Below are 13715 nucleotides of genomic sequence, written 5' to 3' on the forward strand. Positions count from 1 at the left end.
TTGTTACGACTTACGGCAGCGCAGCGACGATGGAGATCTCGACGAGGATGCTCGGCTTGGCCATTTTCGCTTCGACAGTGGCACGGGCCGGCGCGGCGCCCTTGGGCAGCCACTGATCCCACACCGAGTTCATCCCGGCAAAGTGCGCCTCGATGTCGTTCAGGTAGATCGTCGCCGAGAGCAGATGCTGTTTGTCGGTGCCGGCCAGATCGAGCAGGCGCTCGATATTGGCCAGTACGTCGCGGGTCTGCTGTTCAATCCCGGCTTCGAAGTCGTCGCCGACCTGCCCAGCCAGGTACACCGTACCGTTGTGGCTGACGATCTGACTCATGCGCTCATTGGTGAGCTGGCGCTGGATTGACATGTTTTGCGGACTCCTGGGTCTGGTTGCCGTAACGGGAAATATCGAGGCCTTCGGCACTGATCTGCGGTTTTTTCTTCGCCATCAGATCGGCCAGCAAACGCCCGGAACCGCACGCCATGGTCCAACCCAGGGTGCCGTGACCGGTGTTGAGGAACAGATTCTTGAACGGCGTGGCGCCAACGATCGGCGTGCCGTCCGGCGTGGTCGGCCGCAGACCGGTCCAGAAACTCGCCTCGGCCAGATTACCGCCCTGAGGATAAAGGTCGTTGACGATCATCTCCAGGGTTTCGCGCCGACGCGGGTTCAGCGACAGGTCAAAACCGGCAATCTCGGCCATGCCGCCGACGCGGATGCGGTTGTCGAACCGGGTTATTGCAACCTTGTAGGTCTCGTCGAGGATGGTCGAGGTCGGCGCCATGTCCGGGTTGGTGATTGGCACGGTCAGCGAGTAGCCCTTGAGCGGATACACCGGGGCCTTGATGCCCAGCGGCTTGAGCAGTTGCGGCGAGTAGCTGCCCAGCGCCAGCACGTAGCGATCGGCGGTTTCCAGCTTGCCGTCGATCCACACGCCGTTGATGCGATCACCGGCGTAGTCGAGCTTCTGAATATCCTGGCCGAAGCGGAATTCCACACCCAGCTTGCGCGCCATGTCGGCGAGACGAGTGGTGAAGATCTGGCAGTCGCCGGTCTGGTCGTTCGGCAAGCGCAGGGCGCCGGCAAGAATATCGGTGACGCCGGCCAGCGCCGGTTCGACGCGGGCAATGCCGGCGCGATCGAGGACTTCGAACGGCACGCCGGACTCTTTCAGCACGGCAATGTCTTTGGCGGCGTTATCCAGTTGCGCCTGGGTGCGGAACAACTGCGTGGTGCCGAGGCTGCGACCTTCGTAGGCAATGCCGGTTTCGGCGCGCAATTCGTCGAGGCAGTCGCGGCTGTACTCGGACAGTCGCACCATGCGCTCCTTGTTCACCGCATAACGGCTGGCGGTGCAGTTGCGCAGCATCTGCGCCATCCACAGGTATTGGTCGATGTCCGCGGTGGCCTTGATTGCCAGCGGTGCGTGGCGTTGCAGCAGCCATTTGATCGCCTTGAGCGGTACGCCCGGCGCGGCCCACGGCGAGGCGTAGCCCGGCGAGACCTGGCCGGCGTTGGCGAAACTGGTCTCCATGGCCGCGGCGGGCTGCCGGTCGACCACCACCACTTCAAACCCGGCACGGGCCAGATAGTAAGCACTGGCGGTACCGATGACGCCGCTACCCAAGACCATGACGCGCATTTTCAATCCCTCATCGCGGCTTTGTGCCGAGCTGTGTTGTTAGAGCAATGATGAGCGCAGTGTAAAAAAGAAATGCCAGTGCTTTTCACTATATAAGCGCCTATATTTGGCGACAATTCTCGGCAAAAACCCTTTTCACGGAGGCGCATCCCCTATGCGGACCAACACCCAGACGAAGCGCGAGCTGGACAAGATCGACCGCAACATCCTGCGGATCCTGCAGGCGGACGGGCGCATTTCGTTCACTGAACTCGGGGAAAAGGTCGGCCTCTCCACCACCCCCTGCACCGAGCGCGTGCGCCGTCTGGAGCGCGAAGGAATCATCATGGGTTACAACGCCCGGCTCAATCCGCAGCATTTGAAGGGTAGCCTGCTGGTGTTCGTCGAGATCAGCCTCGACTACAAATCCGGCGACACTTTCGAGGAGTTCCGACGCGCGGTGCTGAAATTACCCCACGTACTGGAATGTCATCTGGTGTCAGGGGATTTCGACTATCTGGTAAAGGCGCGGATTTCCGAGATGGCCTCGTACCGCAAACTGCTCGGCGACATTCTTTTGAAATTGCCGCATGTGCGCGAATCGAAGAGCTACATTGTCATGGAAGAAGTGAAAGAGAGCCTGTGCCTGCCGATTCCTGACTGAAGTTTGTGCCGCAGCCATCGCCAGCAGGCTGGCTCCCACAGGTTCCGTGGTGAACACAAATAATGTGCACACCTGCGAACTCTGTGGGAGCTAGCCCAGCTAGCCCAGCTAGCGATGCAGGCGACTCGGTTTATCGAGTCAAACCAACACCTGCCGATTCGCCGCCATGTACTCGAAAATCTGCTTCTCAACCCGCGGATGAATCAGCTCCGCCGGCCGCCGCTCATTCGGGCAAGGCAACGTTTTGGTCGTGCCAAACAACCGGCAGATCAACGGCCGTTCCTCATACACCGTGCAGCCATTCGGCCCCAGGTGTACGCAGTTCAGTTCTTGCATCGCCGCATCCTGCTCGGCGCGGGTCTTGCGCGGCAGTCGGGCCATTTCCTCGGGCGACGTGGTCACCGGCCCGCAGCAGTCGTGGCAGCCGGGTACGCACTCGAACGAGGGAATCTGCTGACGCAACGTGCGGATTTTCTGACTGTTGCAGCTCATCGAAACAGTGCCCGAGGGGAATGGACGGCAATTGTGCCGCAAAAGACCCGGGCCAGACACTGTAGGCCGACCGATGTTGCCGGTGCTCGGCCGTGCGGCTTATGCTCCGTCAAATTTTCTCGACACCGCCTCAGGATGACGCCCATGACCGCCCGCGCCCACACTTCCGCGAGCCAGCCCCACGCCGCCTCTTACTACGCCGCGAGCAGCCTGCCGCAGCCAGACCATCCGCGGCTGCAAGGTGAAATGCTGGCCGACGTCTGTGTGGTCGGTGGCGGGTTTTCCGGGTTGAACACTGCGCTGGAACTGGCTGAACGCGGCTTCAGCGTCGTCCTGCTGGAGGCGCACCGGATCGGCTGGGGCGCCAGCGGGCGCAACGGCGGGCAACTGATTCGCGGCGTGGGTCATGGCCTCGATCAATTCGCCAACGTCGTCGGCACCGACGGCGTGCGGGCGATGAAACTCATGGGCCTGGAAGCGGTGGAAATCGTTCGTCAGCGCGTCGAGCGTTTCCAGATCGGCTGCGATCTGACTTGGGGTTACTGCGACCTCGCCAACAAGCCTGCTGATCTGCAAGGTTTTGCCGAAGAGGCCGAAGAGCTGCGCAGTCTTGGCTACCGCTATGAAACCCGACTGTTGCAAGCCAACGAGATGCACGCGGTGGTCGGCTCAAAACGCTACGTCGGCGGTTTGATCGATATGGGGTCCGGGCATCTGCACCCCCTGAATCTGGCGCTCGGTGAAGCCGCAGCGGCGCAGCAAATGGGCGTGAAACTGTTCGAGCAGTCGGCGGTAATCCGCATCGATTATGGCGCCGAAGTGAAGGTTCACACGGCGCAAGGGTCGGTGCGGGCGAAGACCCTGGTGCTTGGCTGCAATGCCTACCTGAATGATCTGAACCCGCAACTGAGCGGCAAAGTCCTGCCGGCCGGCAGCTACATCATCGCCACCGAGCCGTTGAGCGAAGCTCAGGCCCACGACCTGCTGCCGCAGAACATGGCGGTCTGCGACCAGCGTGTCGCGCTGGATTATTACCGACTGTCGGCGGATCGACGCCTGCTGTTCGGCGGCGCCTGCCATTACTCGGGACGCGATCCGAAAGACATCGCCGCGTATATGCAGCCGAAGATGCTTGAGGTGTTCCCGCAACTCGCTGGGGTGAAGATCGATTATCAGTGGGGCGGGATGATCGGCATCGGCGCCAACCGCTTGCCGCAGATTGGCCGGCTCGCCGATCAGCCGAATGTGTATTACGCCCACGCCTATTCCGGGCACGGCGTGAATGCCACACACCTGGCGGGCAAGCTGCTGGCCGAGGCGATCAGTGGCCAGCAGGGTGGGGGTTTTGATCTGTTTGCCAAAGTGCCGCACATCACCTTCCCGGGCGGCAAGCATTTGCGTTCGCCGCTGCTGGCGTTGGGGATGTTGTGGCATCGGCTCAAAGAATTGGTCTGATATAACCCGGCGACTTGGAGATCGTTCCCACGCAGAGCGTGGGAACGATCAGTGACGGACGATACAGAGGTCAGATCCGCCAGAACGGCTTCAACCCCTCCTCCAAAGCCTGTTCACGGGTCAGGCCGACGTCCTTGAGCTGATCGGTCGTCAGCGTCAGCAACGCCTTGCGCGTGTGCAGACGGTGCCACAACAGACCCCAGCGACTCAGCCCGGACGGTGCATTGCGCAGTTCATTGCGCGCCCGCTCCTTCTGCCCTGCCGCCAGTTCCTGACTGTGTAACGTCAGCCGCACATCGCTCAAGCCGTTCATTTTTTGTCGCTCCTGTTTACTTGGGTAGCCAGAGATTCCATGATGCGCGGGCGAGCAAAACCATTACAGACGCAAAGAACCTGTATTAACTCCATACAGATTTGCTGATCTGCCGACTGAATGATCAATTTTTGCCGCATCTGTACTGGTTTTTGCTCAACTGCACCGAGGCCGCCATGACTCTGTATGTAAACCTCGCCGAGTTGCTCGGCACCCGCATCGAACAGGGTTTCTATCGGCCCGGCGATCGCTTGCCCTCGGTGCGCGCCTTGAGCGTCGAGCACGGGGTGAGCCTGAGCACGGTGCAACAGGCCTATCGCATGCTCGAGGACAGCGGCCTCGCCACGCCGAAACCCAAGTCAGGATACTTTGTCCCGGTCGGCCGCGAGCTACCGGAGCTGCCCGCCGTGGGCCGCCCGGCGCAACGTCCGGTGGAGATTTCGCAATGGGATCAGGTGCTGGAACTGATCCGCGCGGTGCCGCGCAAAGACGTCGTGCAATTGGGTCGCGGCATGCCCGATGTTGGCTCGCCGACGATGAAACCGCTGCTGCGCGGCCTCGCACGGATCTACCGCCGACAGGACATGCCCGGTCTGTATTACGACAACATCCACGGCAACCTCGAACTGCGTGAACAAATTGCGCGGCTGATGCTCGATTCCGGCTGCCAGTTGAGCGCCGGCGATCTGGTGATCACCACCGGTTGCCACGAGGCGCTGTCCACGAGCATTCATGCGATCTGCGAGCCGGGCGACATCGTCGCGGTGGATTCGCCGAGCTTCCACGGCGCCATGCAAACGCTTAAAGGCCTGGGCATGAAAGCCCTGGAGATTCCCACTGACCCGCTCACCGGCATCAGCCTCGACGCGCTGGAACTGGCGCTGGAACAGTGGCCGATCAAAGCCATTCAACTGACGCCCAACTGCAATAACCCGCTCGGCTACGTCATGCCCGAGTCACGCAAACGGGCATTGTTGACGCTGGCGCAGCGCTTTGACGTGGCCATCATTGAAGACGATGTGTACGGCGAACTGGCGTATTCCTACCCGCGTCCGCGCACGATCAAATCCTTCGACGAGGATGGCCGTGTATTGCTGTGCAGTTCGTTTTCCAAGACCCTGGCGCCGGGGCTGCGCATTGGCTGGGTCGCCCCCGGGCGCTATCTGGAGCGGGTGCTGCACATGAAATACATCAGCACCGGCTCGACCGCGCCGCAACCGCAGATTGCCATCGCCGAATTTCTCAAGGCCGGCCACTTCGAGCCGCACTTGCGGCGCATGCGCATGCAGTACCAGCGCAATCGCGATGCGATGATCGACTGGGTCACGCGCTATTTTCCCGTCGGCACCCGCGCCAGCCGCCCGCAGGGCAGCTTCATGCTCTGGGTCGAGTTGCCGGAAGGCTTCGACACGCTGAAACTGAATCGCGCGCTGCACGATCAGGGCGTACAGATTGCCGTCGGCAGCATCTTTTCCGCCTCAGGCAAATACCGTAATTGCCTGCGGATGAACTACGCTGCCAAACCAACGGCACAGATCGAAGAAGCGGTGCGCAGGGTCGGGGCGACAGCGATCAAACTGCTGACCGAGTCGGACTAATCGATCTGAAACGCTCCGTTGCCCTCGAAACGCCTCAGGTCGGCAACCCGGCTTGAGGCATCTTCCACCTGGGCATCGATCTCGAACTCCACTTGCAAATAACGTCCCTGCGCCACAGCCGCGCCATTCCAGGGCACGACACGTGCGCCCGGCGATAACAGGTTCGCTTCAAGGGGCCGCCCGCTTTCCAGACGCCACTGCACCGCCACACCATCGAGGCGTGCCGCGACGATGCGCACTTGCAACGTGCCAGCCTCCCAGCGATAGCGCCGAGAGTCTGCCGCCGGCGCGACAAACGACCACTTGATCGGGCGAGCTTGCGGGCAATGAACACGCAAATGCACGTTGCGCAGGCCAAATCCCGCGCCCTGCACTGAAGCAGAACGCAAGAGTTCGGAGCGGGTGATTGCGCCGTAATCCACGGTCGCCGGCGATAGATCCACCTCACACGTATCGTTCGCCGATGCCGAGGCACAGGCGAGACAGGCCGCAAGTACGGCAATAATCCGGGGCTTCATGGCAGGCACTCGGTCAGGACAGATTTGAAGGGCGACAGATCGCCTCAACGGTTTCAATTTGCGTAGCCTCACCGGGCGATTCACTCAGGGGGAAATGCAAAACGCAGTGGCTGCTGTCGGATAACTTCACGCGCAACACCTGCCCTGGTTGGATATCCGGCAAAAAAATCGCCCCGGCGTCCATCACGGACGTCAGGTACTCACCCTGCGCATCCAGTACGCTCAAGCCTCTGGGCAACCATTGGCGATCCTGCGACCGCGCCTTGAGCAACAGACGCCGGACGGTAACCAGGGAAAAGTCCAGGTGCTGCACCGAACCCCGGCCGGCGGTCACCTCCTGCACCCCGTTGAGAACTTCGACATTACGCGGCAGCCCCAGTGGATCGACTTCAAGCCGTGCCAAAGAATAGGCTGGCAGGTTCGCCGCCACTGCGCGCCCCGCGCCATCCGTCCAGACGGGGCCTTGGGGCGTTTGCAGCCGCACTCCGGAACGCTCACCCGCCTTCAACACCCCCACCGTGTCACGTAGCGCATAGGGTGACAGCGTGACGCCATCGCGGTGCAGCAACACGCCGCCGCGCAAGCCCAGATCGTATTCCGTCGCACCGGCGCGCTGTCCGAGCCCCACATCCAGGCTGGTATAGCGCGGCAAGGCATTGATCCGGCCAGCCACCGCAGCCGATGCGTTATCGCGGTGTTCGGCATTGACGGTGTAGGCCAGGGTTTCGCTGACCGCAGCGCTCACGGCCAGCCCTTGGCGCACGCCTGAGCGCTCGTCACTGCGCACGTACCCGCGCAACCGGCCTTGCCCGCCCAGCGGAACGCCCAGGGTCAGGTAAGCCGCGCGGCCCTGACGATATTCCTCGTCACCACCGACGCCTCGCTCCACGCTCAGTGACAAGCTGACGCGCTGCGGCAGCGTCAGTGACCATGACAACCCCAACTGCGACACCGGTGCTTCGCCCATACTCGAATAACGCGACCAGCTTGCGCCAAAGGCCCCCCAGTCATCGGTGGCGCCATTGAGCGAAAACACCCAGTGATCGCGTTTGCGCGACTCGGCCTGATGCCGCCGCTGATTCCAGCCGGTATCTGACAAGGCGCGAAAGTCCCGGCTCTGGCGCACTGCGACCAGACTTGCCGAGAGATTGGCTGCCAAAGGCGCGCTGAACGTCAGCTGCAATTGATCACCAGCAAGACCCGCCGCGCGCTGTTCCGACACCACTTGGCGCAGCCCCAGCGTGATCGGCCCCGACCACTGTTGTTGCAGCCCCCAACCGGCGGAAAGGTAAGCGTCGCCCGCGAGCGCACCGGCGGTTGCACGCAGGCCTCGGCGCATTTCCCAGTCTTTGCTGAACGCCGCGAATGTCGGCGCCTCACGGTTATCCGCTGACAGACGGCGGACCCGGCCCAGCGCCAGATTGAAACCCTCGGGGGCGTCAGACTGCGCCGCTTGCAGACTCGCCGCCGGCACCCGAAAACGTCGCTCCTGACCATCCTGCTCATGCACCGCTACCTCCAGATCGAGCTGATTGCTCAACAACGGCAGCGCGCGCAAGGTAAAAGGCCCGCCTGGCACCATCGTCGTATAGATCACCACGCCGTTCTGGCGGACCTCGATACGGGACGGTGAGTAAGCAACCCCGTCCACTTGGCCACGGGCGCCGTTGCGGGCGGCATCGAGTCGGGCGAAGGCTGCTTCAGGAAAAACCTGTACGCCCGTGAACGACTCACCGGCAAACAGCGACGATGCCAGGTTGAGCTGACCGATCTGAAGGCTGGCCTCGTGATCTTCCAGCGTGTGCATCGCATAGGCATAGAGGTGCTCGAACCGTGAGCTGTCGGGCAATGCCGTGAATGACTGGCGACTGCGTAGCACCCAGTCGCCGGCATTCAAGCCCGCTTCCGAACTCAGGCTGCGATAGTTGCTGGTCTGCCCGTCGAATTGACTTCCGGCCATTAGCAAATCGTAATTCAACACACCGGCCACGCCGCCATTGGCAAAGCTGCGCTGCGACGGCTCGGGCTCAGCGAGCGTATCGGTAGGCACCAGTAACCGGACCTGCTGACTGCCGGGGTTCAACTGCACGACGGCTGCGGGGAAACCCTGTGCGGCAGTCACACACGACCCTGACGCCAGCGGCGCAGACGCGGGCAGACGCACTCCGGCAGCCGTTAACCATTGCTTCCCCAGACACAACTCGCCCACATCGTTGAACGTCATTTGCACACGGCCCTTTGGCTGTCCGTTGACTTCAAGCACGACGGCATGCACACCCTGAGTAAAACGCGCAGCATCACGAAAATACTCCGCCAGGGCCGGATCGACTCCGCGATCCCTGAGCACTTCAACGTCGAACGTCACCGGTTCTGCCGCCATCGCCACGCGCCACCCGCAGCCACCCAGCGCCAGCAATGATCCGGCGATGCACATCCAGTTCAACGTGTCACCGGGGCAATATGATCGTCGACAGCAAAACCGTAAGTGGTCGCCGGGAATATCCGCACCGACGACACCTGTGCCAACGAACTCAAAGGCAAATCGAGTTGCAGTCTCTCGCCCGGCAGAATATAGGTGCGTGGCAGTTCGACCGGGCTTGAGCCGGGCAACGGTGTAACCGCTTTGCCGAGTCGAACCACGTAGGGACTGGGATTGTGAACGTGCAAGCCGTCACGCGTGACGGTCCAGACGAGGCGTTTCCACGGCTCACGCTCGACGGGCAATCCGGCCGGACGCAGGATCACCGGCAGGTTTTGCCGCACGCCGAGGCTGACACGCGCCCCACCTGCGGCTGCAACCGGGTTGATGCCTTCGAAAATCACCCGTTTCAAACGTTCGGTCTGCAAGGGCTGAGCGCTCTGCAGAAGGAACCGTACCTGCTGAACCTGGCCAGCCTCGACACGTGCAACAGGAGGAGTGAAAACCAGAAGGACCTCATCGTCCGATTCAGTGTTTTCGACGGTGGTGTACAGAAGTGCCGGATGAGCATCGGTGTTGCGGACGTTCATGACGGCTTCGCCGAGGCTCTGCTCGACGACCAGTACCGGCGTTTGCGGAACCATGCCGGCGCCTTGCGCAAGCGACATCGACAGACCGGCGAACAACCACAGGGAGACCTGCATCAAAGCAGGTTGGAATGAAAGGGGCATCGGTAAATACCGGAAAATTCCAGGCCACGGTTCCGGCGCTGCCGGCGTGTTCCTGTCGGAAGGAAAAGCCCGGCGCCCTGGTGGCCGCCGGGCTCGGCGGTCAGAGGTAGAACATGTCGAAGGTCACCGAGCCGTCGAGCGGGATCTCGTTGGCGATCGGCAAGTTGTTACTCGCGCCAATGATTGGCAGCAAGCTCATCGGAAAGCCGTGATGCCGAGCGGCAACAGGCCCCGTTGCGGCATTGATACCCCAGGAATACAGCGCAGGGGCATTGCTCACCAGCGAACTGGCAGGTACACGCCACGCTGGCGCTGCGAGAGTGCGGGTCAGCAGTGCGCGCCCTGTTCCGTCGGTCTCCGGCGTGCCATGACGTAAAGCGAATCCGCCAATCCGGGTGCCATTGATTGCGCCAAGCCCGAAGAACAGCACCGGATCGGTTTGACCGGTGCCATCGCTGATACCCGGCAATTTGGTCGCTGCACGGTTATCGCGAACCGACACTTCGACCGGGGCTGGAGCGTCGCAATTGATGTGCAGCGAGATGTCCCGCTCCGGCAGCAGAGTTTGCGTGGTTGGGTTAAGCGTGGCCGCGGAAATCTTGCGCAGGTCTACCGTGCCGCCCCCGGCAAAGGCCGGTATGCAAGAGGTCGGGATAATGGTGCCGATGACGTTCAGGTCAACGCTCTCCGCCATAGCCAGCGAGGGTAGCAAGGCGGCAGCGAGAACGACGAGCCGGTGGTTGTTTTTCATAAGCCGTATCTTCCATGTCATTAACAAAAAGCTTCCTACTGACTTCTCACGTAAGTAAGCAGGCGGATAATTGCGGCTTTTGGAGGACAAATCTGTAGGAAAAACCTTCGCTTGAATGGGGAAAAATCGACCTGACTCATAGGCGATTGATGCTGAGAAACTATTTCCTACTTCTTGATGACAAAACATTGCGCGCTGCTGCCTTGCAGCGCCCACTGATCGGAATTCAAGGCAGCGATGCCCATGCCATACTTCACCCTCCGTCACGACCCGAGACCGCCACGTGATTCCAGGACAGAAACTGATCGCTGCAGCGCTACTCGCTTTGCTCTTGAATGGCTGTGCCACGCTCGATGTGCCGCGCGAGCCGAGCCAGGCCTTACCGGCGGCGGACTCGGCTTTCGGCCGTTCGATTCAGGCTCAGGCCGCGCCCTACCAGGGGCAATCGGGGTTTCGCCTGTTGTCTGACAGCGGTGAAGCGTTTACCGCCCGCGCCGAGCTGATTCGCAACGCCCAGACCAGCCTCGACTTGCAGTACTACATCGTCCACGACGGCATCAGCACACGCATGCTGGTGGAGGAAGTGCTCAAGGCCGCCGACAGGGGCGTGCGCGTGCGCATTCTGCTCGACGACACCACCAGCGACGGGCTCGATCAGATCATCGCCACGCTGGCGGCGCATCCGCAGATCCAGATTCGCTTGTTCAACCCTTTGCATCTGGGCCGCAGCACCGGCGTCACGCGTGCGGCGGGACGGCTGTTCAACCTGTCCGTGCAACACCGGCGCATGCACAACAAGTTATGGCTGGCGGACAACAGCGCGGCCATTGTCGGCGGGCGCAACTTGGGCGATGAGTATTTCGATGCCGAACCCAACCTGAATTTTACTGACATCGACATGCTCAGCATCGGACCGGTTGCCGAGCAGCTCGGACACAGCTTCGATCAGTACTGGAACAGCGCGCTGAGCAAACCGATCGAGGAATTTCTCTCCACCAGACCGAGCGCCGCGGACCTGCAGAACACCCGCACGCGCCTGGAAGAATCGCTGGAAGAAACGCGCAAACAGAATCACGCGCTGTATCAACAGTTGATGAAGTTCAAGACCGACCCGCGCATGGACATCTGGCGCAAAGAGCTGATCTGGGCGTGGAATCAGGCGTTGTGGGATGCACCGAGCAAGGTGCTGTCCAAGGGCGAGCCTGATCCGCACCTGCTGCTGACCACGCAGCTGGCGCCGGAACTGACCGGAGTGAGCAAAGAGCTGATCATGATTTCGGCGTATTTCGTGCCGGGTCAACCGGGGCTGGTCTACCTGACCGGACGCGCCGACGCCGGGGTTTCGGTGAATCTGCTGACCAATTCGCTGGAGGCTACCGATGTCCCGGCAGTGCATGGCGGCTATGCGCCGTATCGCAAAGCCTTGCTGGAGCACGGCGTGAAACTGTATGAACTGCGGCGCCAGCCCGGGGATAACTACGGCAGTGGCCCGCGGCTGTTCTACAGCAAGTCGTATCGCGGCTCGGATTCCAGCCTGCACAGCAAGGCGATGATCTTTGATCGACGCAAATCGTTTATCGGCTCGTTCAACTTCGACCCGCGCTCAGTGCTATGGAACACCGAAGTCGGCGTACTGGTCGACAGCCCGGAACTGGCCGAGCATGTGCGCGTACTGGCGCTGCAAGGCATGGCGCCGAACCTGAGTTACCAGGCGAAACTGGAAAACGGCAAGGTCGTCTGGGTCACCGAGGACAACGGCCAGATGCACACGCTGACCAAGGAACCGGGAAGTTGGTGGCGGCGCTTCAATTCGTGGTTCAGCACCAGCGTGGGCCTTGAGCGCATGCTTTGATCCCGGCTCCCACAAGGGATGTGCTCAGGCAGCTTCTGCCGTTGTGCCAAACGCGCCTTGGCGCATCAGCAACAACACCAGACCAAACGCCCCCGCCGCCATCAACAGCGGCAACGCATGCCCATTGATCCACTGACTGCCCGCCCCCGCGGCCAGCGGCCCGACAAGGCAACCGATCCCCCAAAGCTGCGCGATGTGCGCGTTGGCGCGCACCAGCGCATCGTCGCGATAACGCTCGCCGATCAGAATCAGTGACAACGTGAACAGCCCGCCAGCACTGGCACCGAACAGTACCCACAACGGCCAGATCAGCAGCGTGTCGAGCAGCAGCGGAATCGCCAGACTCGAGAGCATCAACACCACAGCACAGCCGGCGAACAATGTGCGCCGCGACAGATAATCGGCCAAGGCGCCAATCGGCAATTGCAACAGCGCATCGCCGACTACCACGGTGCTGACCATGGCCAAGGCAATTTCCGCAGTGAAACCCTGTTGCAGGCAATACACCGGCAGCAACGTCAGGATCATTGCCTCGAACGCGGCGAACAACGACACCGCCCAGGCGATCGCCGGCAGCTCGCGGGCGAAGCCCCACAGGTCGACGAAGGTCACGCTGCTCGCTTCACTGCTGGGCGCCCCACTGCGCCCGAGCAACAACAACGGCGATACGCTCAGCAAGCCAACACCGACCCAGAAACCATAGTCATGCTCGGTGCCGAGCGCACCCAACAGCAACGGCCCCGACAGTTGGCTCAGCGCATAACTGCTGCCATACAACGCGACCAGGCGCCCGCGCCACTGCTCGACCACCAGTTGATTGATCCAGCTTTCGCCGAGGATGAACACGATGGTCAGAATCACCCCGATCAGCAGGCGCAGCAGCAGCCAGACAGGATAACTCGGCAGCAACGCCAGCAGGCCGATCGACAAGGCTCCGGCCCACAGGCACAAGCGCATCAGATTCGCCGTGCCGAAATACGCGGCGAGATGGCTGGAAACCTTCGCCCCCAACAACACCCCGACCGCCGGCATCGCCGCCATCACGCCGATGGCGAAAGCGCCGTAGCCCCACCCTTCAAGACGCAGCGACACCAACGGCATGCTCACGCCCAGGGCCAGGCCGACACTCAAGACAGACGCCAACACGGCGAAATACGTCGCCCACCGCATGTTCCACGCTCCTGTGGATAGTTTTCATAGACACCGCACAAAACCAATGTGGGAGCGAGCCTGCTCGCGAATCGGTTTCACATTCAGCATGTACGCTGACTGATACACCGCTTTCGCGAGCAGGCTCGCTCCC

13 protein-coding genes are annotated in these 13715 nt (G+C 61.6%); 4 read left to right on the forward strand and 9 right to left on the reverse strand.

Annotation, left to right across the window (positions count from 1 at the left end; all coding sequences use genetic code 11):
• Window positions 1–10: 10 nt before the first annotated feature.
• Together ACYYKW_RS07065 and dadA are read right to left on the reverse strand one after the other, a co-directional pair.
• Window positions 11–364, reverse strand: coding sequence for a RidA family protein (locus ACYYKW_RS07065; protein ID WP_090287484.1), 354 nt, complete (start codon window positions 362–364; stop codon window positions 11–13).
• Window positions 336–1640 carry a D-amino acid dehydrogenase gene (gene dadA, locus ACYYKW_RS07070; RefSeq protein ID WP_090287486.1) on the reverse strand — a complete coding sequence of 435 codons (1305 nt, stop codon included), beginning with the start codon at window positions 1638–1640 and terminating at the stop codon, window positions 336–338. The genes ACYYKW_RS07065 and dadA overlap by 29 nt, the downstream gene beginning before the upstream one ends.
• A 154-nt stretch (window positions 1641–1794) precedes the next feature.
• Between dadA and ACYYKW_RS07075 the strand changes: the two genes are divergently transcribed.
• The gene (locus ACYYKW_RS07075; protein WP_010465173.1) at window positions 1795–2283 is read left to right on the forward strand and encodes an Lrp/AsnC ligand binding domain-containing protein; all 489 of its coding nucleotides are present in this window, start codon (window positions 1795–1797) and stop codon (window positions 2281–2283) included.
• 138 nt (window positions 2284–2421) lie between these two features.
• Here ACYYKW_RS07075 and ACYYKW_RS07080 read toward each other — a convergent pair whose 3' ends face one another.
• Window positions 2422–2775, reverse strand: a complete 354-nt coding sequence (locus ACYYKW_RS07080) for a YkgJ family cysteine cluster protein (protein WP_464989727.1) — start codon at window positions 2773–2775, stop codon at window positions 2422–2424.
• A 144-nt stretch (window positions 2776–2919) separates the two neighbouring features.
• Here ACYYKW_RS07080 and ACYYKW_RS07085 point away from each other — a divergent pair, with 144 nt between their 5' ends.
• A complete protein-coding gene (locus ACYYKW_RS07085) occupies window positions 2920–4230 on the forward strand; it encodes an NAD(P)/FAD-dependent oxidoreductase (protein ID WP_464989728.1) in 1311 nt (436 codons plus the stop codon).
• A 70-nt stretch (window positions 4231–4300) separates the two neighbouring features.
• Here ACYYKW_RS07085 and ACYYKW_RS07090 read toward each other — a convergent pair whose 3' ends face one another.
• Window positions 4301–4543 carry a DUF1127 domain-containing protein gene (locus ACYYKW_RS07090; protein ID WP_090287492.1) on the reverse strand — a complete coding sequence of 81 codons (243 nt, stop codon included), beginning with the start codon at window positions 4541–4543 and terminating at the stop codon, window positions 4301–4303.
• 176 nt (window positions 4544–4719) lie between these two features.
• On the opposite strand from ACYYKW_RS07090, the gene ACYYKW_RS07095 reads away from it, so the two are divergent.
• Window positions 4720–6141 (forward strand): aminotransferase-like domain-containing protein, encoded by a 1422-nt coding sequence (locus ACYYKW_RS07095; protein ID WP_464989729.1) that lies wholly within the window; start codon window positions 4720–4722, stop codon window positions 6139–6141.
• On the opposite strand, the gene ACYYKW_RS07100 is transcribed toward ACYYKW_RS07095, so the two are convergent.
• The 4 genes from ACYYKW_RS07100 to ACYYKW_RS07115 all read right to left on the reverse strand — a co-directional run bounded on the left by ACYYKW_RS07100 (window position 6138) and on the right by ACYYKW_RS07115 (window position 10560).
• The gene (locus ACYYKW_RS07100; RefSeq protein ID WP_157720814.1) at window positions 6138–6659 is read right to left on the reverse strand and encodes a DUF1120 domain-containing protein; all 522 of its coding nucleotides are present in this window, start codon (window positions 6657–6659) and stop codon (window positions 6138–6140) included. The genes ACYYKW_RS07095 and ACYYKW_RS07100 overlap by 4 nt on opposite strands.
• 13 nt (window positions 6660–6672) lie before the next feature.
• Window positions 6673–9093, reverse strand: a complete 2421-nt coding sequence (locus ACYYKW_RS07105; protein WP_464989738.1) for a fimbria/pilus outer membrane usher protein — start codon at window positions 9091–9093, stop codon at window positions 6673–6675.
• 5 nt (window positions 9094–9098) lie between these two features.
• On the reverse strand, window positions 9099–9809 hold the full coding sequence (locus ACYYKW_RS07110) for a fimbria/pilus chaperone family protein (RefSeq protein ID WP_464989730.1): 711 nt from the start codon (window positions 9807–9809) through the stop codon (window positions 9099–9101).
• A gap of 100 nt (window positions 9810–9909) precedes the next feature.
• A complete protein-coding gene (locus ACYYKW_RS07115) occupies window positions 9910–10560 on the reverse strand; it encodes a DUF1120 domain-containing protein (protein WP_093096976.1) in 651 nt (216 codons plus the stop codon).
• 283 nt (window positions 10561–10843) lie between these two features.
• Here ACYYKW_RS07115 and ACYYKW_RS07120 point away from each other — a divergent pair, with 283 nt between their 5' ends.
• A complete protein-coding gene (locus ACYYKW_RS07120) occupies window positions 10844–12412 on the forward strand; it encodes a phospholipase D family protein (protein WP_464989731.1) in 1569 nt (522 codons plus the stop codon).
• Window positions 12413–12436: 24 nt separating this feature from the next.
• Here ACYYKW_RS07120 and ACYYKW_RS07125 read toward each other — a convergent pair whose 3' ends face one another.
• The gene (locus tag ACYYKW_RS07125; protein WP_464989732.1) at window positions 12437–13582 is read right to left on the reverse strand and encodes an MFS transporter; all 1146 of its coding nucleotides are present in this window, start codon (window positions 13580–13582) and stop codon (window positions 12437–12439) included.
• Window positions 13583–13715: the final 133 nt, after the last annotated feature.

This window comes from Pseudomonas sp. 15C (assembly GCF_055484735.1).

Coding starts and splice junctions, on each gene's coding strand:
- ACYYKW_RS07105 (WP_464989738.1), bottom strand. CDS start 9,093: ATGTGCATCGCCGGATCATTGCTGGCGCTGGGTGGCTGCGGGTGGCGC.
- ACYYKW_RS07075 (WP_010465173.1), top strand. CDS start 1,795: ATGCGGACCAACACCCAGACGAAGCGCGAGCTGGACAAGATCGACCGC.
- ACYYKW_RS07100 (WP_157720814.1), bottom strand. CDS start 6,659: ATGAAGCCCCGGATTATTGCCGTACTTGCGGCCTGTCTCGCCTGTGCC.
- ACYYKW_RS07125 (WP_464989732.1), bottom strand. CDS start 13,582: ATGCGGTGGGCGACGTATTTCGCCGTGTTGGCGTCTGTCTTGAGTGTC.
- ACYYKW_RS07065 (WP_090287484.1), bottom strand. CDS start 364: ATGTCAATCCAGCGCCAGCTCACCAATGAGCGCATGAGTCAGATCGTC.
- ACYYKW_RS07110 (WP_464989730.1), bottom strand. CDS start 9,809: ATGCCCCTTTCATTCCAACCTGCTTTGATGCAGGTCTCCCTGTGGTTG.
- ACYYKW_RS07090 (WP_090287492.1), bottom strand. CDS start 4,543: ATGAACGGCTTGAGCGATGTGCGGCTGACGTTACACAGTCAGGAACTG.
- ACYYKW_RS07085 (WP_464989728.1), top strand. CDS start 2,920: ATGACCGCCCGCGCCCACACTTCCGCGAGCCAGCCCCACGCCGCCTCT.
- ACYYKW_RS07080 (WP_464989727.1), bottom strand. CDS start 2,775: ATGAGCTGCAACAGTCAGAAAATCCGCACGTTGCGTCAGCAGATTCCC.
- ACYYKW_RS07115 (WP_093096976.1), bottom strand. CDS start 10,560: ATGAAAAACAACCACCGGCTCGTCGTTCTCGCTGCCGCCTTGCTACCC.
- dadA (WP_090287486.1), bottom strand. CDS start 1,640: ATGCGCGTCATGGTCTTGGGTAGCGGCGTCATCGGTACCGCCAGTGCT.
- ACYYKW_RS07095 (WP_464989729.1), top strand. CDS start 4,720: ATGACTCTGTATGTAAACCTCGCCGAGTTGCTCGGCACCCGCATCGAA.